A 24,228-nucleotide genomic window follows, 5' to 3' on the forward strand; every position below is an offset into this window, starting at 1 on the left:
GAGCGTCGAGCGTCCGTATCATTACGGATGACTATCGGAATTCGGAATTTATCCCGGGCTGGTCATCTTCTCGGGGCGCACCAGGCGGTCGAACTCGTCCGCCGAGACGAAGCCGAGCCGCAGCGCCTCCTCCTTCAGCGTGGTGCCGTTGGCATGCGCCGTTTTGGCCACCTTGGCGGCGTTGTCGTAGCCGATCTTCGGGGCCAGCGCCGTGACCAGCATCAGCGAGCGCTGCATCAGCTCACTTATGCGTTTCTCGTCGGCGCGGATGCCGCTGACGCAATGTTCGGTGAAGGAGCGCGCCGCATCCGCCATCAGGCGGATCGAGTGCAGCATGTTGTAGGCCAGCACCGGCTTGTAGACGTTGAGCTCGAAATGGCCCTGGCTGCCGGCGACCGTGATGGCAGTGTGATTGCCGAACACCTGGCAGCACACCATGGTCATCGCCTCGCACTGCGTCGGATTGACCTTGCCCGGCATGATCGAGGAGCCCGGCTCGTTTTCCGGCAGGATCAATTCGCCAAGCCCCGAGCGTGGGCCTGATCCGAGCAGGCGGATGTCGTTGGCGATCTTGAACAGGCCGGTCGCGACGGAATTGATGGCGCCGTGCGCCAGCACGTAGGCGTCGTTCGAGGCCAGCGCCTCGAATTTGTTGGCGGCGCTGGTGAAGGGCAGCTTCGTAATCCCGGCAACGTGCTTTGCGAACAGCTTGGCAAAGCGCGGCTTCGAGTTGAGGCCGGTGCCGACGGCTGTGCCGCCCTGCGCCAGCGGATAGAGGTCCTTCACCGCGACCTTCAGCCGCGCGATGCCGCTCTCGACCTGCGCGGCATAGCCCGAAAATTCCTGGCCGAGCGTCAGCGGCGTCGCATCCTGGGTGTGGGTGCGGCCGATCTTGACGATCTTGCCGAACTCTTTCTCCTTCTTGCGGAGTGCCCCGAGCAGCTCGCCGAGGGCGGGGACGAGGTCGGCATTGATGCGGCTCGCGGCTGCGATGTGCATCGCAGTCGGGAAGGAGTCGTTCGACGACTGGCTCATATTGACGTGGTCGTTGGGATGCACCGGCTTCTTGGCGCCGAGCTCGCCGCCGAGCAGCTCGTTGGCGCGGTTGGCGATCACCTCGTTGAGGTTCATGTTGCTCTGGGTGCCGGAGCCGGTCTGCCACACCACGAGCGGGAAATGGTCGTCCAGCTTGCCCTCGATCACCTCGCGCGCGGCGCGGATGATGGCATTGGCCCGGCGCTCGTCGAGCAGGCCGAGCTCGAGATTGGACTGCGCCGCGGCGAGCTTGACGATGCCGAGCGCATGCACGAGCGAGATCGGCATGCGGTCGGCGCCGATGCGGAAATTCTGCCGCGAGCGCTCGGTCTGCGCTCCCCAATAACGATCGGCGGGGACCTCGATCGGACCGAAGCTGTCGGTCTCGGTGCGAGTTTCGGCGTTGCGCGCGGGGCGGGTCGTCTTGGCCATGAGCATATCCATCCTGTCGCGCGAAACGCCGCGCGGCCTTCTGATATGCCTCTCTATATAGACAGTTTGGGCGGACGCGACGGCCTAGCGCCCAACCTAGATCATTTCTTGCGGAAACGATCGAGCCGCACGACCTCGGCGCCGCCCTGGCTCGGCGGGGTCGGCTCGTCCGCAGCTTCCGCCGTCTCAGCGGCGGGCGCGGGCACCGACACAGCGGCAGGAGCGGGGGCTGCCGGCAATGTCTCCGGTGCGACCTCGGCAACGTCGGAGGTGTCGAACTGGAGGCCGAACTTCACGGACGGATCGAGGAAGCTCTTGATGGCGCTGAATGGCACCACCAGCCGCTCAGGAATGCCGCCGAAGGACAGGCCGACCTCGAAACGGTCCTCTAGCACGGTCAGGTCCCAGAACTGGTGCTGGAGGATGATCGTCATCTCTTCCGGATATTGCGCGAGGAGCCGCGACGACAGCTTCACGCCCTCGGCCTTCGACACGAAGGTGATGAAGAAATGGTGCTCGCCCGGCAGGCCATGGGCCGCGGCATCGGTCAGCACCTTCCGCAGCACGCCGCGCAGCGCGTCGCGGGCCAGCACATCGTATCGGATATGATCGGTCGCCATGGTGGTCCTGTTGCATCCCCGGAGCCGGACCCCGCCGGCCCGACTCGCCAAGCCGCGATAGTACTGCGCCTGACGGGTCAGCAGGAGTCCCCGCCGGAGAGGAAATCAAAAAGTTAAAGTGGAGGCTTCTGTTGCCAGGTGCCTCCGAACCCCGCCTAGCGGAGCTTAACCCGCTAGGACTTTAGAGTGGTCTTTCAAACTGCGTTACGCAGCCTGAGCAACCGGAGCAAAGTTGTCGTTGGCAACTATTGCAGTAGCCCGATAACGGCGGAACAATACCGGGAAAAAGCACGCCCTTTACGCCCTCGTCGATCCTATTTCGCCCCCGCCAAAACTCACCTTGAAGGACTGGAGTCCGATGAGCTTTGGTGGAGGCGCCGGGTACCGCCCCCGGGTCCGAATGGTTTATTACGACGACCGTTTATTTCCATAGCCGGCGAACCGGCACCCCCAATATAGGGGGCAAAGGTTTCAAAAAACAGAGGTTTCGAGCGGCGATCGCGCTGTTCCCTTTGGATAGGTTCCGGACCGTCCGCCTCTGACCTTGGCCGCGCGGCCGCGGCCGTTCTAAGCTCCTGACATGCCCCCGGATTCAGCACCGGCCGTCCAAGAGCCGGATATCCCTGTCGCCCACGCCCCACCGCCCGGCTTGCTGGCGCTGTTCCTGGCCTTCGCCCGGATGTCGCTGGCCGGTTTCGGCGGGGTCTTGGTGTTTGCCCGCCACGCCATCGTCGACCAGCACCGCTGGATGACGGCGGACGAGTTCAACGAGACCTTTGCGCTCTGCCATTTCCTGCCGGGGCCCAATATCGTCAACCTGTCGATGGTGTTCGGCTCGCGCCTGCGCGGGATCGCGGGCGGCGTTGCCGCCTTCAGCGGGCTGCTGCTGCCGCCGACGCTGATCATGACCGTGCTCGCGATCATCTATGCCCGGTTCGGCGACGTCGAGGTGCTGCGCCGGGTCCTCGCCGGCATCTCCTGCGCCGCGGTCGGCCTCCTGATCGCGGTGGTCTTCCGCATGATGACGCCGCTGCTGAAGCGGATGGATGTTGTGGTGCTCCTCCTGATGCTCGGCGTGTTCATCGCCATCGGCGTGCTCCGCTTGCCGCTCCAGGCGGTGCTGCTGGTCGCGATCCCCGTCAGCATCGGCGTCACATATCTGATGCGGCGGAAGGTAGCAGCATGAACAGCGAGAACCCGATCTGGGCGCTGATCTCCACCTTTGGTCTAATGTCGCTGTTCGCGGTCGGTGGCGCCGCGGCGGCGGTGCCGGAGATGCACCGCATCGCGGTCGACGTGCATCATTGGATGACCGACAAGCAGTTCGCCGACGCGTATGCGATCGCGCAACTCTCGCCGGGTCCGAACGTGCTTATTGTCACGTTAATCGGCTATGCCGTTGCCGGCATCCCCGGCGCTCTGGCGGCGACGCTGGCGATGTGCCTGCCGACCGCGTTGCTTGCCTATTATGTCAGCCGTCTCCTGAGCCGGCCCAGCCAATCGCGCTGGCCCGGCCTGATCCAGGCTGCACTGGTTCCGCTGTCGATCGGATTGATGGCAGCGAGCGCCCTGATCCTGGCCCAGTCGACCGATCGCACCGTTGCTGCACTGCTTCTGACCGCCATGGTTGCGGTGATCGCCTCGATCTCGCGCATCAATCCACTATGGCTTTTGCTCGCCGGCGGCCTGTTGGGTTTTGCTGGCATTGTGTGATGAAAATCGCTAGGCAGTGATGCGGCCCGGGGATCCCTTTCCAGCCGATTTAGAACAACAGTGCTCGTGACTTACGGGTCGCGGAGGAGACATGCATGGCCGATACGATGGGCCACTCAGCGACAGCCACCCGAAACACCTCGGTGGCGCTCGGCTTTTGCCTGCTGGCGATTGCGCCGCAGATTTTCGAATTCATCTGGTCGATCGGCACGATCTTCGGCTGGGGGGCGGGACGCGGCCCGGCCACCGTCCTGATCAGCCACGCCACCGCGCTGGTCGCGGGCGCGCCCGGTGCGCTGATCGGAGCAGTCGGCGGTGAGACCAAGAAGGCGTCATCCGATGTGCTGCTGGCGCTGATCTATTCCTATCCGATCTTCGCGGTGGCGATCGTCACGCTGTTCATGACCATCCGCTCGGCGCAGGACTATGTCGGCGGCGTCATTCTGATGGCGCTCGCCCTGTTTGCGCTGTGGGCTTCCAGTGATTTGCAGGGCATGCGCGGCTTCTCCTTCGGCGCAGGCACCGCGCCGCGGATGTTCGGCGGGCTTCTGGTCGCGCTGTCCGCTGGCATCGCCCTAACCGGCCTTCTGACGGACGGGGCGGGAATGTCGCATTATTCCTGGCGCGGGCCGTTGTTCGTGATGGTCGCGATCCTGTTCTTCGCGCTCGCGATCCGGCCGCTCGGCCTCGTGGTCACGGCCTTCGTCAGCTTCATGATCGCCGCGACCGGGTCGCATGAGACGCGGTGGCTGGAGGCGGCCATCGTCGGCGCCTGCCTGACGCTCGGCTGCGCGATCCTGTTCCCCTATGTGCTCGGACTACCGATGCCGATGTTCCCGCGTTTCCTGGTCCAGTGAGGGTGTGATGGATATCTTTGCCAACCTCGCTCACGGTTTTGCCGTCGCGCTCTCTCCCATCAACCTCCTGATGTGCCTGATCGGCGCCCTCGTCGGCACGCTGGTCGGCGTTCTCCCCGGCATCGGCACCATCGCAACCGTCGCGATGCTGCTGCCGATCACCTTCGGCCTGCCGCCGGTCGGCGCGCTGATCATGCTCGCCGGCATCTATTACGGCGCGCAATATGGCGGCTCGACCACGTCCATCTTGGTCAACATTCCAGGTGAGGCGACATCGGTCGTCACCGCCATCGACGGTCACCAGATGGCCAAGCAGGGCCGTGCCGGCCCGGCACTGGCGATCGCGGCGATCGGCTCGTTCTTTGCCGGCTGCGTCGCGACCGTTTTGATCGCCGTCCTCGGCGCGCCACTCACAAAGCTCGCGCTGGCGTTCGGTCCGGCCGAATATTTCTCGCTGATGGTGCTCGGCCTGATCTTCGCGGTCGTGCTGGCCAAGGGCTCGGTGCTGAAGGCGATCGCGATGATCGTGTTCGGCCTCCTGCTCTCGATGGTTGGTTCGGACATCGAGACCGGCGCCTCGCGCATGGCCTTCAACATTCCGGAGCTCGCCGACGGTCTCGGCTTTGCCACGGTGGCGATGGGCGTGTTCGGCTTCGCCGAGATCATCCGCAATCTCGACGCAGGCGCCGAGATGAACCGCGACCTCGTGCAGCAGAAGATCACCGGCCTGATGCCGACCAGGAAGGACCTGGTCGACTCGACGCCACCGATCCTGCGCGGCACCGTGCTCGGCTCGATCCTCGGCATCCTTCCGGGCGGCGGCGCGGTGATCGCCTCGTTCGCGGCCTACACCCTCGAGAAGAAGCTCGCGAAGGATCCGAAGCGGTTCGGTCGCGGCGCGATCGAAGGCGTGGCGGCGCCGGAAAGCGCCAACAACGCCGCAGCGCAGACCTCCTTCATCCCGCTGCTCACCCTCGGCATCCCGCCGAACGCGGTGATGGCGCTGATGGTGGGCGCGATGACCATCCACGGCATCGTGCCGGGTCCACAGGTGATGCAGAAGCAGCCGGATCTCGTCTGGGGCATGATCGCCTCGATGTGGATCGGCAATCTGATGCTGATCATCATCAACCTGCCGCTCGTGGGCATCTGGGTCCGCCTGCTGCGCGTGCCTTACCGGCTGATGTTCCCCTCGATCGTGATCTTCTGCGCGATCGGCATCTACTCGGTGAACAACGCGCCGGTCGACGTCATCCTCGCCGGCGTGTTCGGTCTGGTCGGCTACTGGCTGATCAAGCACGATTTCGAGCCGGCGCCGCTGCTGCTCGGCATGGTGCTGGGACCGCTGATGGAAGAGAACCTGCGCCGCGCGCTGCTGATCTCGCGCGGCGACTGGAGCGTGTTCCTGACGCGGCCGCTCTCGGCGGTGCTGCTGGCGATCTCGCTCGGCCTTCTGGTGCTGACGGTGTTGCCGACGCTGCGTGCCAAGCGCGACGAGGTGTTCACCGAGTCCGAGAACTGATCGCGTCCGCGCGGCTCTGCGTCCGCGCGGCCCTGCGTCCGCGCGGCGCCCTGCGTCCGCACGCCGCATTCGGAAGTCGAATCGACGTGTGTGATGTCTTCGTGACATGAAAATGCCGGCCCTTGTGGCCGGCATTTTTTTGTTTGTGTCCCGGGGAAAACGATATGACCTCTCTTCGCGCGCTTGCTACGGGCGCATGTGCTGCCGCGCTCGCATCGCTGTGCGCCTTTGTCGCACCGGCGAAAGCGCAAAACTATCCGACGCGCAGCATCACCATGATCGTGCCGTTCGCAGCGGGCGGCCCGACCGACGTCATCTCGCGCATCGTCACCGCGCATATGGCGCAGACGCTGGGGCAGAGCATCATCATCGAGAACGTGGTCGGCGCCGGCGGCACCACCGCAACCACGCGCGCCGCACGCGCGACCAATGACGGCTATACGCTCATCACCGGGCATATGGGCACGCACGCGGCATCCGTGCCGCTCTATCCCAAGCTCGCCTATCATCCCGAAAAGGATTTTGAGCCGATCGCGTTGCTCGCGGGCACGCCGATCCTGATCCTCGCGCGCAAGGATTTTCCGCCGAAGGACCTCAAGGAGTTCGTGACTTACGTGAAGGCCAATGCCGAGAAGGTGAACGCTGCGCATGCCGGCGTCGGCTCGGTCTCGCATGTCTCTTGCGAGCTCCTGCACTCCATCCTCGACATCAAGCCGGTCGGCGTGCCCTTCAACGGCACGGGTCCTGCGATGAACGCGCTGGTGGCGGGGCAGGTCGACTACATGTGCGATCAGATCGTCAACGCGGTTCCGCAGATCAACGCCGGCACAATCAAGGCCTATGCGATCGCAACGCCCGAGCGCAATCCGTCGCTGCCGAACGTGCCGACGACCGCGGAAGCCGGCCTGCCGAACTTCCAGGCCCAGGCCTGGAACGCAATGTTCGCGCCGAAGGGAACTTCGCCCGCGATCATTGCCAGCCTGAACGCCGCCGCCATCAAGGCGCTCGACGACGAGACCGTGAAGAAGCGCTTGCTCGAGCTTGGCAGTGTCATCCCGGCCCCCAAGGACCGGACGCCGGAAGCCCTCGCAACCCTCGTCAAGAACGAGATCGCGAAGTGGAGCCCGGTGCTCAAGCCGGCGACTTAACCAGCACTTTCAAGCCGATAGGCGAGGGGCGGGACTTAAGTTCCGCCCCTTGTCGTTTGCCGCGGGAACGCTCACCTTTTCCGGGTATAATCTGTGGGAGCAGCGAATCGCTGCTGTCGCAGCGCGGGGGCGGCCGTTAAGTTCGCCGCCTCCCCAAAGGCTCATTGGCACATGCACCAGTATCAGGACCTGCTCGAGCGGATTCTTTCAGACGGCGCCGAGAAGACAGATCGGACCGGCACCGGCACGCTGTCGGTGTTCGGCCATCAGATGCGATTCAATCTGTCCGCCGGCTTCCCGATGCTGACCACCAAGCGGCTGCCGCTGAAGGCGATCGTGCATGAGCTGCTGTGGTTCCTGAAGGGCGACACCAACATCAAGTATCTCAAGGACAACGGCGTCACCATCTGGGACGAATGGGCCGACGCCAACGGCGACCTCGGCCCGGTCTACGGCCATCAATGGCGCTCCTGGCCCACGGCCGACGGGCGCAGCATCGATCAGATCGCCAATGTCATCGAGATGATCAAGCGCACCCCGGATTCGCGCCGGCTGATCGTCACCGCCTGGAATCCGGCCGACGTCGAGAAGATGGCGCTGCCGCCCTGCCACCTGCTGTTCCAGTTCTATGTCGCCAACGGCAAGCTGTCGTGCCAGCTCTATCAGCGCTCGGCCGACGTCTTCCTCGGCGTGCCCTTCAACATCGCCTCCTACGCGCTGCTCACCATGATGGTGGCGCAGGTCACGGGATTGAAGCCCGGCGATTTCGTGCACTCGCTCGGCGACACCCACCTCTATTCCAACCATCTGGAGCAGGCGCGGCTTCAGCTGACGCGCGCGCCGCGCGCGCTGCCGGTGATGCGCATCAATCCCGATGTGAAGGACATCTTCTCCTTCCGTTACGAGGATTTCGAGCTCGTCGGCTACGACCCGCATCCGCACATCAAGGCGGAAGTCGCGGTCTGACGCATGATCCGGAAAAGTGTGCAGCGGTTTTCCGATATGATCATGCGGGCTCTTTAAAGCGATGTCTCTCAGCATCCGCCGCGCGCGCCCGGACGAGGCCGGGCTCGTTCTTGCCTTCATCCGCGAACTCGCCGAGTACGAAAAGCTTTCGCACGAGGTCGAGGCGACGGAGCAGACGATTGCGGAGGCGCTGTTCGGCAGCAACCCGCGGCTTTATTGCGCAATCGGCGAATGGGACGGCGAGGCTGTCGGCTTCGCGGTGTGGTTTACGAATTTCTCCACCTTCAGCGGCCGTCACGGCATCTATCTCGAAGATCTCTATGTGCGGCCGTCGCATCGGGGCAAGGGCCTCGGCAAGGCGCTGCTGGTCTATCTCGCCAAGGAATGCGTCGACAATGGCTGGTCGCGCCTGCAATGGGCGGTGCTCGACTGGAATGCGCCGTCGATCGCGTTCTACAAATCGCTCGGCGCGGTGATGATGGACGACTGGACGCTGTGCCGCGTCTCTGGTCCTGCCTTGAGGCGGCTTGCCGGGAGCGCTAACTGATGGAGATCGTCTTCGTCGTCGCGATCGCGGAGAACGGTGTCATCGGCGCCGGCAACGCGATCCCATGGCGGTTGAAATCCGACATGGCGCGCTTCAAGGCGCTCACCATCGGCAAGCCCGTGATCATGGGCCGCAAGACGTTCGAGTCCCTGCGTAGGCCGCTGCCGGGACGCACCAACATCGTGATCACGCGCGATGCGGATTATCGCGCCGCGGGTGCCATTGTCACGACATCGGCCGCGGATGCGGGCGATGTCGCGCGCGGCGATGCCCTGCGGCGTTCGGTCACTGAAATCGCGGTGATCGGCGGTGCCGAGATCTATCGGCAATGGCTCGATCGCGCCGATCGCCTCGAAATCACCGAAGTGCATGCGCGCCCCGACGGCGACACGTATTTCGAGATCGACAAGGCGGACTGGGAGGAGACGGCGCGTGTCCGCCATCCTGCCGGTCCCGACGACGGCGCCGACTACTCCTATGTGACATATCGTCGGCGGTCGCCCCATTAACCGCTTTCGCCAATGTTTACATTGACTTTTTCGTGCCCGAGCATAGCTCGGAAGGCGGCGAGGGCTGCGTTGTAAGGGACCTGCCGGTCCCCTATAAAGCCGGACCGGACAATGCGGGCCGGGTTAGTTCTAGTCCCGGTCTGCCGAGGAGAGCGTCGAATGCCGTGGAAGAATCAGGGCGGTGGCCCATGGGGCTCGGGTCCGAAAGGACCATGGGGCACGGGCCCGCAACCGGTCGGGCCGAGGCCGCCGGATCTGGAAGACCTTCTGCGCCGCGGCCAGGACCGTCTCCAGCAGATCATGCCGGGCGGCTATTTCTCCGGCATCGGCATCACGCTGATCATCCTGATCATCGTTGCGTTCTGGCTGCTGTCGGGCTTCTTCCGCGTGCAGTCCGAAGAGCTCGGCGTCGTGCTGCGCTTCGGCAAGCACGTTCGCACCGTGCAGCCGGGCCTGAACTATCATCTGCCCTATCCGATCGAGACCGTGCTGCTGCCGAAGGCGCTGCGCGTCAACACCATCTCGATCGGCATGACGCTGATCGACGATCCGGCGCGGCGCGGCCGCTCCATTCGTGACGTGCCGGAAGAGAGCCTGATGCTGACCGGCGACGAGAACATCGTCGACGTCGACTTCACCGTGCTCTGGCGCATCAAGCCGGACGGGGTCGGTGACTTCCTCTTCAACATCCAGAACCCCGAAGGCACCGTGAAGGCGGTCGCCGAGAGCGCGATGCGCGAGGTGATCGGCCGATCGCAGATCCAGCCGATCCTGACCGGCGCGCGCAACGTCACCGAGCAGGGCGTGCAGGAACTGATCCAGAGGACCCTGGACGGCTACGGCTCCGGCATTCTCATCACCCAGGTGCAGATGCAGAAGGTCGACCCGCCGGGCGAGGTGATTGCTGCCTTCCGCGACGTCCAGGCGGCACGCGCCAATCTCGAGCAGCTGCAGAACGAAGCCCAGACCTACGCCAACCAGGTGGTGCCGCAGGCGCGCGGACGCGCGGCGCAGATCCTCCAGGCTGCCGAAGGCTACAGGGAGCAGGCGATCGCCGAGGCCAAGGGCCAGAGTGCGCGCTTCCTGAAGGTTTACGAGGAATACAAGAAGGCGCCCGACGTGACGCGTGAACGGATCTATCTGGAGACCATGGAGCGGGTGCTCGGCGGCGCGGACAAGCTCGTCTATGATGGCGGCCCCTCGGGCCAGGGCGTCGTGCCCTTCCTTCCGCTCAATGAATTGACGACCAAGCGGCCGCCGACCAGCGGCCAGCAGTCGGGCGGAGGCAACCGATGAGGTCTCCGGTCACAGGTATCGTCACGCTGCTCGCGCTCCTGCTCGTCGTGATCGTCGGCTACATGTCGTTGTTCACGGTGCAGCAGACCGAGCAGACCATCGTGCTGCAGTTCGGTCGGCCCGTCGACGTCGTCACCGCACCCGGCCTGCACTTCAAGGCGCCGTGGAATTCGGTGATCAACATCGACAAGCGGATCCTCGACCTCGAGAACCCGTCGCAGGAAGCGATCGCGTCCGACCAGAAGCGGCTCGTGGTCGACGCCTTCGCGCGCTACCGCATCAAGGACGCGCTACGCTTCTACCAGAGCGTCGGTTCGATCCAGGCCGCCAACATCCAGCTCACCACGCTCCTCAACGCGGCGCTGCGCCGTGTGCTCGGCGAGGTCACCTTCATCAACGTGGTGCGCGACGACCGCGAGAAGCTGATGCTGCGTATCCGCGACCAGCTCGATCGCGAGGCCGACGGCTACGGCATCCAGGTGGTCGACGTCCGGATCCGTCGCGCCGATCTGCCGGAGCAGAACAGCCAGGCGGTCTATCTGCGCATGAAGACCGAGCGCGAGCGCGAAGCTGCCGAGTTCCGCGCCCAGGGCGGCCAGAAGGCACAGGAGATCAAGTCGAAGGCCGACCGTGAGGCGACCGTCATTGTCGCGGAAGCCAATTCGCAGGCCGAGCAGACCCGCGGCGCCGGCGATGCCGAGCGCAACCGCCTGTTCGCCGAGGCCTACAGCAAGGATGCCGACTTCTTCGCCTTCTACCGGTCGATGACCGCCTACGAGAACGGGCTGAAGGCGAGCGACACACGCTTCCTGCTGCGGCCGGGCTCGGACTTCTTCCGGTATTTCGGTAGCCCGTCCGGCAGGACGGCGACCGAGACGCCGGCGAAACCGTAAGCTAGACGAGGGCGGCAGGTCTGCCGCCCTGCGTCCACACAAGAACAGCACAACGGGAGGTTCCAATCCGATGAGGTCCATTGCGTTCGCCGACTTCCTCATCGGCCTAGGCATCCTGTTCGTGCTGGAAGGCTTGATGTTCGCGGCAAGTCCGAACTGGATGCGCAAAGCCATGAAGAGCGCCATCGCCACACCGGACAACATCCTGCGGGCGGTCGGGATTGGCTCGGCTGTGGCCGGTCTGATCCTGATCTGGGTTATGCGCCGCCCGGTTTAAGCGTCACGACAACGCCAAAGTGAAGGCGAAGAACCGGTTTTCGCCGTATTATTCGGGTCCTGAGGCCCGTTAAGCTCCGTGCTTGCGCCGTCCCCCCGTTCGAGCGCAGTCTTGGAGCCGAATTCTTGGCGCCGATTCCTTTTCTCTGGAGAAACCAATGACCGCTGCCACCATTGCCCGGACCCGCTTGCGTTTAGGGCTGGCCGCGCTCGCCGTCAGTGCATTCAGCGTGTTCGGCACGCCGGCTTACGCGCGCGGACCGGAGGGCATTGCCGACGTCGCCGAGAAGGTGATCGACGCGGTCGTCAACATCTCGACCTCGCAGACCGTCGAGGCCAAGGGCGGCGCCAACACCATGCCGCAACTGCCGCCCGGCTCGCCGTTCGAGGAGTTCTTCGACGACTTCTTCAAGAACCGCAAAGGCCCCGGTGGCGGCAGCAAGGGCGGCGATAATGGCAGCGGGCCGCCGCGCAAGACCAACTCGCTCGGAAGCGGCTTCATCATCGACACGGCGGGCGTCGTCGTCACCAACAACCACGTCATCGCGGATGCCGACGAGATCAACGTCATCCTCAACGACGGCACCAAGATCAAGGCCGAGCTGGTCGGCGTCGACAAGAAGACCGACCTCGCCGTGCTCAAGTTCAAGCCGCCGAAGCCGCTGGTCGCGGTGAAGTTCGGCGACAGCGACAAGCTGCGCCTCGGCGACTGGGTGGTCGCGATCGGCAATCCGTTCAGCCTGGGCGGCACGGTGACCGCCGGCATCGTCTCGGCCAAGAACCGAGACATCTCCTCGGGACCCTATGACAGCTACATCCAGACCGACGCCGCCATCAACCGCGGCAATTCCGGCGGCCCGCTGTTCAACCTCGAAGGCGACGTCATCGGCGTCAACACCCTGATCATCTCGCCGTCCGGCGGCTCGATCGGCATCGGCTTCGCCGTGCCGTCGAAGACGGTCGCGGGTGTCGTCGACCAGCTGCGCCAGTTCGGCGAACTCCGCCGCGGCTGGCTCGGGGTGCGCATCCAGAGCGTCACCGACGAGATCGCCGAGAGCCTCAACATCAAGCCGGCGCGCGGCGCGCTGGTTGCGGGGGTCGACGACAAGGGCCCGGCCAAGCCCGCCGGCATCGAGCCCGGCGACGTCGTGGTCAAGTTCGACGGCAAGGACGTCAAGGACCCGAAGGACCTCTCCCGCGTCGTCGCCGACACCGCGGTCGGCAAGGAGGTCGACGTCGTCATCATCCGCAAGGGCGAGGAGCAGACCAAGAAGGTCACGCTCGGCCGCTTGCAGGATCCCGAGAAGGTGCAGGCCGCGGTGAAGACCGACGAGCCCCCGCCCGAGAAGCTGGTGACGCAGAAAGCGCTCGGCCTTGATCTCGCAGCGCTCAGCAAGGACCTGCGCTCGCGCTACAAGATCAAGGACAGCGTCAAGGGCGTGGTCGTCACCAATGTCGATGCCAATTCGGATGCGGCCGAGAAGCGCCTCTCCGCGGGCGACGTCATCGTCGAAGTGGCACAGGAGGCCGTCTCCAGCGGCGCCGACATCCAGAAGCGCGTCGACCAGCTCAAGAAGGACGGCAAGAAGTCCGTGCTGCTGCTGGTCTCGAACGGCGATGGCGAATTGCGGTTCGTCGCGCTGAGCGTGCAGTAACCTCATCTGTCATTCCGGGGCGGTGCGAAGCACCGAACCCGGAATCTCTAGGTTCCGGGTCTGGTGCTTCGCACCATCCCGGAACGACGACTGTGTCAGGTCTCCACGAACTCGTCGCGCCGATACCCCTGCGCATAAAGCAGGGCGGTGAGATCACCGTGATCGATCCGCGCCGCCGCAGCCGCGGCCACCGCCGGCTTGGCGTGATACGCAACGCCCAGTCCCGCCGCCTGGATCATCGCGAGGTCATTGGCGCCGTCGCCGACCACGACGGAGTCGATGTCGTCGAGATCGAACGATTCCATCAGATCCACCAGCGTCGCCAGCTTTGCCGCGCGGCCGAGGATCGGCTCCTTGACCTCGCCGGTGAACTTGCCGTCACGCACGACGAGCTCGTTGGCGCGGTTCTCCTGGAAGCCGATCTTGGCGGCGACCGCGCTGGTGAACAGGGTGAAGCCGCCGGAGACGAGGCAGGTGTAGGCGCCGTGCTTGCGCATGGTCGCCACCAATTCGCGGCCGCCCGGGGTCAGCGTGATGCGCTTGGCTAGCACCTCGTCCACCACGCTGGCGGGAAGGTCTTTCAGCAGCGCGACGCGCTCGCGCAGCGCCGGCTCGAACTCGATCTCGCCGCGCATCGCGCGTTCGGTGATTGCTGCGACATGGGCCTTCATCCCGACGAGATCGGCGAGCTCGTCGATGCATTCCTGGCCGATCATGGTGGAATCCATGTCGGCGAGAAAAAGCTTCTTGCGCCGGAAGCCGACAGGCTGCACCACGATGTCGATCGGCAGGTCGCCGCGCAGCTCGCGGAGCCGCTGCTCGATGGCGTGACGGTCGCCTTCGAGGTTATCCTGCGCGCCGAAAGGAATATCGACCGCAACCCCGTCGAACAGCCAGTGCGCCGGTTGCGCTTTCGGCAGCACGGCGCGGGCGCCGTCGACGATGGTCGAGTCGAGCGCGGGATTGTCGGGGTTGCAGATCAGCGTCGCGACGAGGGACATTTGAGGTTTTCGTGAGCGAGGGACGTACGAGCAAGGCCGTGCTTATCGCAGGCCCGACCGCCAGCGGCAAGTCGGCGCTGGCGCTGGAGCTTGCCCTCAGCGCGGGCGGAATCGTCATCAATGCCGATTCCATGCAGGTCTACCGCGACCTCCGCATCATCACGGCACGCCCCACCCATGGCGAGGAGGCGCGCGCGCCGCACCGGCTCTACGGCCATGTTGATGCGGCCGTGAATTTCTCGGCCGGTGCCTGGGTGAGCGATGCAGCCAAGGCGCTCGAGGAGGCGCAAGCCGAAGGCCGCCTAGCGATCTTCATCGGCGGTACCGGGCTCTATTTCAAGGCGCTGACGGCGGGCCTTTCCGTGGTGCCCCCGATCCCTGCGCAGGTGCGCGAGGACGTACGGGCGCGGCTGGAGCAGAACGGCGTCGAGGCGCTGCATGCGGAACTCGCACGCCGCGATCCGCGTGCTGCCGAGCGATTGAACCTGCGCGACCGGACCCGGATCTCGCGCGCGCTCGAAGTGATCGAGGCGACCGGCCGCTCGCTGCTGGACTGGCACCATGAGGGCCAGCCGCCGCTATTGCCCAAGGACAGTTATCGTGCGGTCTTCCTCGCGCCCGAGCGCGACGAGCTCTATGCCCGCATCGATGCCCGCTTCGACGCGATGCTGGGTGCCGGCGCGCTGAAGGAGATCGAGCGGCTGGCCGCCCGCCAGCTCGATCCGCTGCTGCCGGCGATGAAGGCCCATGGCGTGCCGGCGCTGATGCGGCATCTGCGCGGCGAGCTCAGCCTGGAGGACGCCGCCGCGATCGGCCGCGCCGACACCCGCCACTATGCCAAGCGGCAATTCACCTGGTTCCGGCATCAACTCCCCGAATTCGAGTGGGTGAAGCTGGCGGAGGCGAGGGGATGGCTCGCCGCCGCCGTGAACGCGGCGCGGGACGAGGAATAAGAGCCTCGCTCGGTCGTCGTTCCGGGGCGCGCGCAGCGCGAGCCCGGAACCCATACCCCCAAGCGCTCGTGTGGCGACGGCATTCTGCGATCCCTCGGACCCCAGCGAGGCTTGTGGCTATGGATTCCGGGCTCGATGCTGCGCATCGCCCCGGAATGACGGGCTGACGCGCTTTTGTGTTCGGGTTCCCGCATTTACCTCTCGCCGAACCCCGGGAACACCGCTACACTTCCTAAATCGCGCGGGAACGGCCGCTTTGCCTTGACATCTAGGCTTTGGCCGTTATGTTTCGCGCAACCTTTGGGAAGCCGAGCGCCCGCCATGCGTAACATTATTACCAAACTCCTTATCGCCGTCGTACCCAGGCACACCGCCGGGGGTGGCTAGCTGCCATCCACAAGACAGGCGGTGTGCATGGGCCCTCTTCGGGGCCTTTTTTATTTCCCGAACCCAGAACGAAAGCCGCTGACAACAGCGCATCCGGAGCAAGCCAATGACCGACAAGAGCCACGATCCGAACCAGATGACCGGCGCCGCGATGATCGTCCGCGCGCTCATCGACCACGGCGTGACCGACATTTTCGGCTATCCCGGCGGCGCGGTGCTTCCGATCTATGACGAGATCTTCCAGCAGAGCGAGGTCCAGCACATCCTGGTCCGCCACGAGCAGGGCGCGGGCCACGCCGCCGAGGGCTATGCGCGCTCGACCGGCAAGCCGGGCGTTGCGCTGGTGACCTCCGGTCCGGGCGCCACCAACATGGTGACGCCGCTGACCGATGCGCTGATGGACTCGATCCCGCTGGTCTGCATCTCCGGCCAGGTGCCGACGCATCTGATCGGCAACGACGCGTTCCAGGAATGCGACACGGTCGGCATCACGCGGCCCTGCACCAAGCACAACTGGCTGGTCCGCGACGTCAACGATCTCGCCAAGGTCCTGCACGAAGCCTTCTATGTTGCCACGTCGGGCCGTCCAGGCCCGGTGCTGGTCGACGTGCCCAAGGACGTGCAGTTCGCAACCGGCACCTATCATCCGCCGCGCAAATCCGACGTGCACCGCTCCTACGCGCCGCGCGTGAAGGGCGATGCGACGCAGATCCGGAAAGCCGTGTCTCTGCTCGCCAATGCCAAGCGTCCCGTGATCTACAGCGGTGGCGGCGTCATCAATTCCGGCCCGGAGGCGACCAAGCTCTTGCGCGAGCTGGTCGAGGTCACCGGCTTCCCGATCACGTCCACGCTGATGGGCCTCGGCGCGTATCCGGCCTCGGGCAAGAACTGGCTCGGCATGCTGGGCATGCACGGCACCTACGAGGCCAACATGACGATGCATGATTGCGACGTCATGCTGTGCGTCGGCGCGCGCTTCGACGACCGCATCACCGGCCGCGTCGATGCGTTCTCGCCCGGCTCGAAGAAGATCCACATCGACATCGATCCGTCCTCGATCAACAAGAACATCCGTGTCGACGTGCCGATCATCGGCGACTGCGGCAACGTCCTCGGCGACATCATCCAGGTGTTCAAGGCGGAGGCGAAGAAGCCGGACATCAAGTCGTGGTGGCAGCAGATCACGCAATGGCGGGCCCGCAATTCGCTCTATTACAAGAAGAGCAACGACGTCATCCTGCCGCAGCACGCGATCCAGAGCCTGTTCGAGGCAACGCGTGGCAAGGATACGTACATCACGACCGAGGTCGGCCAGCACCAGATGTGGGCGGCGCAGTTCTACGGCTTCGAAGAGCCGCATCGCTGGATGACGTCGGGCGGGCTCGGCACCATGGGCTACGGCCTGCCGGCCGCGGTCGGCGTGCAGGTGGCCCATCCCGACAGCCTCGTCATCGACATTGCGGGCGATGCCTCGGTGCAGATGACGATGCAGGAGATGTCGACGGCGGTGCAGTACGAGCTGCCGATCAAGATCTTCATCCTCAACAACCAGTACATGGGCATGGTGCGGCAGTGGCAGCAGCTGCTGCACGGCAACCGGCTGTCGCATTCCTACTCGGAGGCGCTCCCCGATTTCGTCAAGCTCGCGGAGGCCTATGGCGCCGTCGGCCTGCAGGTGCACAAGCCTTCTGATCTCGATGGGGCCATCAAGGAGATGATCTCGGTCAAGCGCCCGGTGCTGTTCGACTGCCGCGTCGCGGCGCTCGAAAACTGCTTCCCGATGATCCCCTCCGGCAAGGCGCACAACGAGATGCTGTTGCCCGAGCAGGCCAACGACGAGGCGACGGCGAAGGCGTTCGCCGGCGGCAAGGCGCTGGTGTGAGCGCGATGGTCACAAACTCCGCTGTCATCGCCCGGCTTGACCGGGCGATCCAGTACGCCGCGGCCTCTCGATCAATCTCATGGGCCTCTGGAATACTGGATCCCCGCCTTCGCGGGGATGACGGCTGCATGAGATGGTCGATGGAAGGACCACAATGTTCGACCTGACGGAGCTCGAGCGCGCACATGTGATCGTGGGGCAGGCGGTGCCGGCAACGCCGGCGCGCGGCTGGCCGCTACTCGCTGAGCGCCTCGGCACCGAGGTCGTGGTCAAGCACGAGAACCATACGCCGATCGGCGCCTTCAAGGTGCGCGGCGGGCTGGTCTATCTCGACCGCCTGAAGCGAGAGCGGCCGAACACGCCAGGTATCATCTCGGCGACGCGCGGCAATCACGGCCAGAGCCTCGCATTCGCGGCGAGCCGACACGGCATGCCCGCGGTGATCTACGTGCCATCAGGCAACTCGGTCGAGAAGAACCGGGCGATGAGGGCGTTCGGCGCCGAGCTGGTCGAGCATGGCGAGGACTTCCAGGCCGCCCGCGAGGAGGCCGAGCGCCGCGCGCAATTCGCCGGCCTCCACATGGTGCCGTCGTTCCATCCGGACCTCGTGCTGGGCGTTGCGACCTATGCGCTCGAGCTGTTCAGGGCCGCGCCTGATCTCGACATTCTCTATGTGCCGATCGGGCAGGGCTCCGGCATCTGCGGCTGCATCATGGCACGCGATCTCCTGGGCCTGAAGACCGAGATCGTCGGCGTGCAGTCGACGGAAGCGCCATCCTATGCGCTGTCGTTCGCAGCCGGCACGATCGTGACGACTGAGACGGCCAATACGCTCGCCGACGGCATGGCAACGCGTATCCCTGACGAGGATGCGCTGGCGCTGATCCGCAAGGGCGCTTCGCGCATCGTTCAGGTCACCGACGACGAGGTCGCCGCCGCAATTCGCGCCTACTGGACTGACACGCATAATCTCGCCGAAGGCGCCGGCGCAGCCGCGCTCGCTGCGGCACTGCAAGAAAAGAGCAAGCTGAAGGGCAAGCGCGTCGGTCTCGTGCTGTCCGGCGGCAATATCGATTTCGATCTGTTCCGCCGTTGGGTCGGAACGGACGCGCCGGCCATGGCGTGACGGAGAGACAAGAGGGGACGACAATGAACCAGCCTGCATCCGCCTACTTCATCGAGGACCGTCACGATCCCAACGAGACGCACACGCTCGCGGTGCTCGTGCAGAACGAGCCCGGCGTGCTCGCGCGCGTGATCGGCCTGTTCTCGGGGCGCGGCTACAACATCGAGAGCCTCACCGTCTCGGAGACCGAGGCCCAGAAGCACCTGTCGCGCATCACCATCGTCACGACGGGCACGCCGATGGTGATCGAGCAGATCAAGCACCAGCTCGACCGCATGGTCCCGGTCTACCGCGTCGTCGACATGACCCAGACCAAGCGCTCGATCGAGCGTGAGCTGGCGATGGTCAAGGTGCGCGGGCAGGGCGAGCATCGCGTCGAGGCGCTGCGGCTGGCGGATGCGTTCCGCGCCCGCGTGATCGACGCCACCACCGAGAGCTTCGTGTTCGAGATCACGGGCAACACGGACAAGATCAACCAGTTTATCGACCTGATGCGCCCGCTCGGACTTGTCGAGGTGTCGCGCACGGGTGTTGCCGCGATCGGTCGCGGGCCTGAAGGGATGTGAACCATGCTGGCGCGCGACTGGTATTACAACGAGCGGAACCGGATGGGGATCGAGCCCGCTGTGGCCTCGATCTACGACAACCATGACGATGCCGACCTGCGGGCGCGCGCCGCGCTGAAAATGCTCGGAGTGCAGCGCGGCTGGCGCATCGCCGATATCGGCTGCGGCAACGGCGTGCTTGCCACCGAAGCAGCGCTGATGGGCGCCGAGGTCGACGCCATCGACATCTCGCCGGCGATGCTGGCGCTCGCCGAGATCTACGCCCGCGACCGCAAGGCGCCCGTGCGCACCCAGTCCGCCGGCTTGCTCAGCTTCGCCTACCGGCCGGAATCCTACGACCTGATCGTCAGCGAGTTCACGCTGCACCATCTGCCGGATTTCTGGAAGGCGGTGGCGATGTCGCGGATCTATCGTGCGCTCAAGCCCGGTGGCAGCTTCTATTTGCGCGACATCGTCTACGCCTCGATGCCCGATGCGATCGAGCGCGACGTCGAGCAATGGGCCGATTTCCAGATCAAGAACCACGATTTTTCCCGCGGGGGCGTGGTGACGCATATGCGCGATGAATATTCCACCTTCGGCTGGGTGATGGAGCGGATGCTGACCGATGTCGGCTTCACGCTGGTCTCAGCCGATTACCACGCGCCGATGCACGGCACGTATCTGCTGCGGAAACCCAATTCTTCCACGTAAAGGCCGGCGAGCAAGGCTAGACCAGAACAACAAACAGGGCTGCACGACAAGGCAGAACCGGAAACAACAATGAAGCCGGCCGACATCCTCATCGCCGTCATGGTGGCGATCATCTGGGGGCTTGCCTTCGTGGCAAGCCGGATTGCGCTCGACGAGTTGTCACCGGAGCTGATGACGGCGTTGCGCTTTACGATTGCCGCGGTGCCGTGCCTGTTCATCCGCAAACCGAAGGTCGCCTGGTCGCTGCTGATCGCGATCAGCTTCACGCTGTTCCTCGGCCAGTTCCTGTCGCAGGCCTACGGCATCGCCCACGGCGTGCCGGTGGGGCTGACCTCCGTCGTCGTGCAGAGCCAGGCGCTGTTCACCATCGGCTTCGCCGCGATCGCCTTCGGCGAACGCCCGACGCCGGTGCAGACGCTGGGCATCGTCATCGCCGCCGCTGGCCTCCTGATGATCTGCGGCACCGTTGGCTATGATTTCACCGTCAGTGCCTTTGCGGTGCTGATGATCTCGCCGGTCAGCTTTGCTGTCGGCAATCTCCTGCTGCGTGGTGCCCGCGGTGTGCCGATGTTCGACCTGTTCGCCTGGCTGTGCCTTGCCTCGGCCGTGCCGCTGTTCGTGCTGGCGTTGGTCGCCAACGGTCCCGCTCCCACCTGGACCTCGCTGACACACATGTCGCTGACGTCAGCGCTCTGCATGCTGGCGCTGGGCGCCATCTCCACCAGCATTGCCTACTGGCTCTGGGGCCGATTGCTGCGCGATTACCCGGCGGCCCAGGTGGTGCCGTTCGCGCTGCTGGTGCCGTTCGTCGGCTCGGCGGCCTCCAGCATCGTCTTCGGCGAGCGGTTCGGGCCGCTGCGCCTGGCCGGCATGGTGACTGTGATCGCCGGCATCGCCGTGATGGTGCTGGCTCAGCGTCCCCGGGCGCTGCCGAAGACCGCGTGAGGTGATGATGGCCTACTCGCTGTTCTACGCCTTCCTCGCCTTCATGGTCGTGATGTACTTCACGCCCGGGCCGAACAACATCATGCTGCTGTCGTCGGGCCTCACCTACGGCTTCCGCCGGACCATCCCGCACATCGTCGGCATCGTCCTCGGCTTTGCCTTCATGGTCGCCACCGTCGGCCTCGGGCTCGGCACCGTCTTCCTGGCCTATCCGATCCTTCAGACCATCCTGAAATATGCCGGCGCCGCCTACCTGATTTACCTCGCCGTCGTGATCGCCTTCTCGGGTCCGGCCAAGCCAGGCGAGGAGAGCGCCCGCGGGCCGATGACCTTCTGGGGCGCGGCCATGTTCCAGTGGATCAACGCCAAGGGCTGGGTGATCGTGATTGGCACCATCACCGCCTATGCGGCGATCGCCCAATTCCCCCTGAACATCGCGATCCAGACCTTGATCAGCCTGCTGGTCGGCACGGTCTCGACCGTGGTCTGGGCCTTGTTCGGCACTGCCTTGCGGCCCGTCCTGACCTCCGAGCGGCTGGTGCGCGCCTTCAATATCCTGATGGCGATCCTGCTGCTCGCCTCCCTCTACCCCGTTTTCATGGATGCATGATGCCGCGGATTTCCATGCAGAAACGGGTTTCCCTAAGGGGCCGAAATGCTCTAGACAGCCCCCGAAATCCGCAAATTTCACCCTTCGGACACTGACCAACGGCCGATTTCGGCCCGCAACGAGGAAACGACTATGCGTGTTTATTACGATCGCGACGCCGACCTGAACCTGATCAAGGGCAAGAAGGTCGCCATCGTCGGCTATGGCAGCCAGGGCCACGCCCATGCGCTCAACCTGAAGGACTCCGGCGTCAAGGAAGTCGCCATTGCGCTGCGCAAGGACTCGGGCTCGGTGAAGAAGGCGGAAGCCGCCGGCTTCAAGGTGATGGAAGTTGCCGAGGCCGCCAAATGGGCCGACCTCGTCATGATGCTGACCCCGGACGAGCTCCAGGGTGACATCTATCGTGACCACCTTCACGACAACATGAAGAAGGGCGCCGCCCTGGTGTTCGCGCACGGCCTCAACGTCCACTTCAACCTGCTCGACCCGCGCGCCGACCTCGACGTGCTGATGATCGCGCCGAAGGGCCCCGGCCACACCGTGCGCTCGGAGTATCAGCGCGGCGGCGGCGTGCCCTGCCTGATCGCGATCGCCAAGGACGTCTCGGGCAACGCCCATGACCTCGGCCTGTCCTACGCTTCGGCCGTCGGCGGTGGCCGCGCCGGCATCATCGAGACCACCTTCAAGGAAGAGTGCGAGACCGACCTGTTCGGCGAGCAGGTGGTTCTGTGCGGCGGTCTGGTCGAGCTGATCAAGGGTGGCTACGAGACCCTGGTCGAAGCCGGCTACGCCCCGGAGATGGCCTATTTCGAGTGCCTGCACGAAGTGAAGCTGATCGTCGACCTGATCTATGAAGGCGGCATCGCGAACATGAACTACTCGATCTCCAACACCGCCGAGTACGGCGAGTACGTCACCGGCCCGCGCATCATCACCGACGAGACCAAGAAGGAGATGCGCAAGGTTCTCGCCGACATCCAGGGCGGCAAGTTCGCCCGCGACTGGATGCTCGAGAACAAGGTCAACCAGACCTCGTTCAAGGCGACCCGCGCCAAGCTCGCCGCGCACCCGATCGAGGAAGTCGGCGCCAAGCTGCGTGACATGATGCCCTGGATCAAGAAGGGCGCGCTGGTCGACAAGTCGAAGAACTGACGGCATCGCCGTCATTCCGGGTTCGCGCGAACGCGCGCCCGGAATGACGGGTGAAGCACAAGTTTCGCTCGCCAAACCAAATCTTAAACCTTCGTCCCTACAAACGAGCGAGATCGCAAATGGCGGTCTCGCTCTCTCCATCTCGCGCGAAGCTTTGCTGCTTCATTCAAATTCTTCGCGAGCTGAATTGCTCTCTGAGCAGCAAGAACTGACGCTTAAACCACATTCTTGACCTCGCGTCGTTTCTCAGAACTTTTTCAGACATACCGATCGCCAAAAGCCCAGCGTCTTCAGAGTCAAAGATTCGGCTCTTCATCCGCGGTCTCATCGCGCTCGTTATCTCGCCGAGCGCCGTTCGCGTGCCGCTTCATTCTAAGATTCCACATCCGCTACACCTTCTTTGCGGCGCCTCACTCGCACGAAAAGCGCCGTCGTTGCGCGGCCTGAGAACCCCGTCCATTGCACTGGCGTACCCTTCTCCTGCATGATCCCGGGAACTCGAGGGGGAGGGGACCATGCGATCCGTCGTCATCACCGGCGCATCCACCGGCATCGGCTGGGCCGCTGCGAAATTCCTGATCGGGCGCGGCTATCGCGTCTTCGGCAGCGTCCGCAAGCAGGCCGATGCCGACCGGCTCAAGGGTGAGTTCGGCGACAACTTCACGCCGCTGCTGTTCGACGTCACCGACGAGTCCGCAGTCCTCGCTGCAGCGCGACAAGTTCGCGAGGCGCTCGGCGGTGAGACGCTGGCCGGCCTCGTCAACAATGCCGGCATCGCGGTCGCCGGCCCCGTGCTCGAATTGTCGGCCGACGACTTCCGCCGCCAGATGGACATCAACGTCATTGGCCCCGTCATCGCGACGCAGGCGTTCGGGCCGCTGCTCGGCGCCGACCCGTCGCTGAAGGGGCCGAAGGGACGGATCGTGATGATCAGCTCGATCGCGGGCAGGAACGGCAATCCGTTGTCGGCGCCCTATTGCACGTCCAAGCACGCCGTCGAGGGGCTGTCGGAGAGCCTGCGCCGCGAGCTGATGCTGTTTGGCATCGACGTCATCATCGTCGCCCCCGGCGCGGTGAAGACGCCGATCTGGAGCAAGGCGGAAGAGATCGATCTGTCCGTCTACCAGAACTCGCCCTACCTGCCGGCGCTGAACAAGGTCATGGCGTTCATGATGGAGATCGGCGCCAAGGGCCTGCCCGCCGAGCGCATCGCCGAAATCGTGTTCGAAGCGCTGACTGCGGCAAGCCCCAAGGTACGTTACCAGATCACGCCGGATCCGCTGCGCCATCTGATTGGCGCCGTGCTGCCGAAGCGGATGCTCGATCGCATCATCGCCAAGCGGCTCGGGCTGTTGCCGCACTAAAGCATGATCCGGAAAAGTGCGAAGCGGTTTTCCGAAAAGATCATGCTTAAACAACAACCTAAAGCGCGATGACGATTCAT

Annotated in this window: 24 protein-coding genes and 1 other RNA gene; 21 read left to right on the plus strand and 4 right to left on the minus strand. The window is 64.6% G+C overall.

Features of this window, described 5'->3' with window-relative positions:
* Nucleotides 1–48 precede the first annotated feature (48 nt).
* The 3 genes from fumC to ssrA form a co-directional block, all read right to left on the minus strand.
* Nucleotides 49–1,479 (minus strand): class II fumarate hydratase, encoded by a 1,431-nt coding sequence (gene fumC, locus BRAGE_RS0102950; protein WP_027560528.1) that lies wholly within the window; start codon nt 1,477–1,479, stop codon nt 49–51.
* Nucleotides 1,480–1,568: 89 nt separating this feature from the next.
* Nucleotides 1,569–2,087 carry an SspB family protein gene (locus BRAGE_RS0102955; protein WP_027560527.1) on the minus strand — a complete coding sequence of 173 codons (519 nt, stop codon included), beginning with the start codon at nt 2,085–2,087 and terminating at the stop codon, nt 1,569–1,571.
* Nucleotides 2,088–2,204: 117 nt separating this feature from the next.
* Nucleotides 2,205–2,572: a transfer-messenger RNA gene (ssrA, locus tag BRAGE_RS52080) on the minus strand.
* Between the two features lie 95 nt (nt 2,573–2,667).
* Here ssrA and BRAGE_RS0102960 point away from each other — a divergent pair.
* The 12 genes from BRAGE_RS0102960 (at nt 2,668) to BRAGE_RS0103015 (ending at nt 13,469) form a co-directional block, all read left to right on the plus strand.
* Complete coding sequence (locus tag BRAGE_RS0102960) at nt 2,668–3,273, plus strand: chromate transporter (RefSeq protein ID WP_027560526.1); 606 nt, start codon at nt 2,668–2,670, stop codon at nt 3,271–3,273.
* Nucleotides 3,270–3,800 (plus strand): chromate transporter, encoded by a 531-nt coding sequence (locus BRAGE_RS0102965; protein WP_027560525.1) that lies wholly within the window; start codon nt 3,270–3,272, stop codon nt 3,798–3,800. Before BRAGE_RS0102960 ends, BRAGE_RS0102965 begins: the two co-directional genes overlap by 4 nt.
* A 95-nt stretch (nt 3,801–3,895) precedes the next feature.
* Nucleotides 3,896–4,657, plus strand: a complete 762-nt coding sequence (locus BRAGE_RS0102970) for a tripartite tricarboxylate transporter TctB family protein (RefSeq protein ID WP_027560524.1) — start codon at nt 3,896–3,898, stop codon at nt 4,655–4,657.
* Nucleotides 4,658–4,664: 7 nt separating this feature from the next.
* Nucleotides 4,665–6,179, plus strand: coding sequence for a tripartite tricarboxylate transporter permease (locus BRAGE_RS0102975; RefSeq protein WP_027560523.1), 1,515 nt, complete (start codon nt 4,665–4,667; stop codon nt 6,177–6,179).
* A gap of 164 nt (nt 6,180–6,343) precedes the next feature.
* Nucleotides 6,344–7,327, plus strand: a complete 984-nt coding sequence (locus tag BRAGE_RS0102980; protein WP_027560522.1) for a tripartite tricarboxylate transporter substrate binding protein BugD — start codon at nt 6,344–6,346, stop codon at nt 7,325–7,327.
* 171 nt (nt 7,328–7,498) lie between these two features.
* The gene (locus tag BRAGE_RS0102985) at nt 7,499–8,293 is read left to right on the plus strand and encodes a thymidylate synthase (RefSeq protein ID WP_027560521.1); all 795 of its coding nucleotides are present in this window, start codon (nt 7,499–7,501) and stop codon (nt 8,291–8,293) included.
* Nucleotides 8,294–8,354: 61 nt separating this feature from the next.
* Entirely contained in the window at nt 8,355–8,840 is a 486-nt protein-coding gene (locus tag BRAGE_RS0102990; RefSeq protein ID WP_027560520.1) for a GNAT family N-acetyltransferase, read from the plus strand.
* Complete coding sequence (locus BRAGE_RS0102995) at nt 8,840–9,349, plus strand: dihydrofolate reductase (RefSeq protein WP_027560519.1); 510 nt, start codon at nt 8,840–8,842, stop codon at nt 9,347–9,349. The genes BRAGE_RS0102990 and BRAGE_RS0102995 overlap by 1 nt, the downstream gene beginning before the upstream one ends.
* A gap of 159 nt (nt 9,350–9,508) precedes the next feature.
* Nucleotides 9,509–10,645 (plus strand): FtsH protease activity modulator HflK, encoded by a 1,137-nt coding sequence (hflK, locus tag BRAGE_RS0103000; RefSeq protein WP_027560518.1) that lies wholly within the window; start codon nt 9,509–9,511, stop codon nt 10,643–10,645.
* On the plus strand, nt 10,642–11,538 hold the full coding sequence (hflC, locus tag BRAGE_RS0103005; protein WP_027560517.1) for a protease modulator HflC: 897 nt from the start codon (nt 10,642–10,644) through the stop codon (nt 11,536–11,538). The genes hflK and hflC overlap by 4 nt, the downstream gene beginning before the upstream one ends.
* A 70-nt stretch (nt 11,539–11,608) precedes the next feature.
* Nucleotides 11,609–11,815, plus strand: a complete 207-nt coding sequence (locus BRAGE_RS0103010) for a DUF2065 domain-containing protein (protein ID WP_027560516.1) — start codon at nt 11,609–11,611, stop codon at nt 11,813–11,815.
* Nucleotides 11,816–11,972: 157 nt separating this feature from the next.
* Nucleotides 11,973–13,469 (plus strand): Do family serine endopeptidase, encoded by a 1,497-nt coding sequence (locus BRAGE_RS0103015; protein ID WP_027560515.1) that lies wholly within the window; start codon nt 11,973–11,975, stop codon nt 13,467–13,469.
* A gap of 95 nt (nt 13,470–13,564) precedes the next feature.
* On the opposite strand, the gene serB is transcribed toward BRAGE_RS0103015, so the two are convergent.
* On the minus strand, nt 13,565–14,470 hold the full coding sequence (serB, locus tag BRAGE_RS0103020) for a phosphoserine phosphatase SerB (RefSeq protein WP_027560514.1): 906 nt from the start codon (nt 14,468–14,470) through the stop codon (nt 13,565–13,567).
* Between the two features lie 11 nt (nt 14,471–14,481).
* Here serB and miaA point away from each other — a divergent pair, with 11 nt between their 5' ends.
* The 9 genes from miaA (at nt 14,482) to BRAGE_RS0103070 (ending at nt 24,148) form a co-directional block, all read left to right on the plus strand.
* Entirely contained in the window at nt 14,482–15,423 is a 942-nt protein-coding gene (gene miaA, locus BRAGE_RS0103025; RefSeq protein WP_027560513.1) for a tRNA (adenosine(37)-N6)-dimethylallyltransferase MiaA, read from the plus strand.
* Nucleotides 15,424–15,916: 493 nt separating this feature from the next.
* Nucleotides 15,917–17,692 carry an acetolactate synthase 3 large subunit gene (locus tag BRAGE_RS0103030; RefSeq protein ID WP_027560512.1) on the plus strand — a complete coding sequence of 592 codons (1,776 nt, stop codon included), beginning with the start codon at nt 15,917–15,919 and terminating at the stop codon, nt 17,690–17,692.
* 154 nt (nt 17,693–17,846) lie between these two features.
* A complete protein-coding gene (locus BRAGE_RS0103035) occupies nt 17,847–18,818 on the plus strand; it encodes a threonine dehydratase (RefSeq protein ID WP_027560511.1) in 972 nt (323 codons plus the stop codon).
* 23 nt (nt 18,819–18,841) lie between these two features.
* The gene (ilvN, locus tag BRAGE_RS0103040) at nt 18,842–19,384 is read left to right on the plus strand and encodes an acetolactate synthase small subunit (protein ID WP_027560510.1); all 543 of its coding nucleotides are present in this window, start codon (nt 18,842–18,844) and stop codon (nt 19,382–19,384) included.
* Nucleotides 19,385–19,387: 3 nt separating this feature from the next.
* A complete protein-coding gene (locus tag BRAGE_RS0103045) occupies nt 19,388–20,077 on the plus strand; it encodes a class I SAM-dependent methyltransferase (RefSeq protein ID WP_027560509.1) in 690 nt (229 codons plus the stop codon).
* A 69-nt stretch (nt 20,078–20,146) separates the two neighbouring features.
* Complete coding sequence (locus tag BRAGE_RS0103050) at nt 20,147–21,022, plus strand: EamA family transporter (RefSeq protein ID WP_027560508.1); 876 nt, start codon at nt 20,147–20,149, stop codon at nt 21,020–21,022.
* Between the two features lie 7 nt (nt 21,023–21,029).
* The gene (locus BRAGE_RS0103055; protein WP_027560507.1) at nt 21,030–21,632 is read left to right on the plus strand and encodes a LysE family translocator; all 603 of its coding nucleotides are present in this window, start codon (nt 21,030–21,032) and stop codon (nt 21,630–21,632) included.
* Nucleotides 21,633–21,764: 132 nt separating this feature from the next.
* Nucleotides 21,765–22,784, plus strand: coding sequence for a ketol-acid reductoisomerase (gene ilvC / locus BRAGE_RS0103060; RefSeq protein ID WP_027560506.1), 1,020 nt, complete (start codon nt 21,765–21,767; stop codon nt 22,782–22,784).
* A gap of 515 nt (nt 22,785–23,299) precedes the next feature.
* On the plus strand, nt 23,300–24,148 hold the full coding sequence (locus BRAGE_RS0103070; protein ID WP_027560505.1) for an SDR family oxidoreductase: 849 nt from the start codon (nt 23,300–23,302) through the stop codon (nt 24,146–24,148).
* The last annotated feature ends 80 nt before the right edge of the window (nt 24,149–24,228 follow it).

The organism is Bradyrhizobium genosp. SA-4 str. CB756 (assembly GCF_000473125.1).
Lineage (GTDB): Bacteria > Pseudomonadota > Alphaproteobacteria > Rhizobiales > Xanthobacteraceae > Bradyrhizobium > Bradyrhizobium arachidis.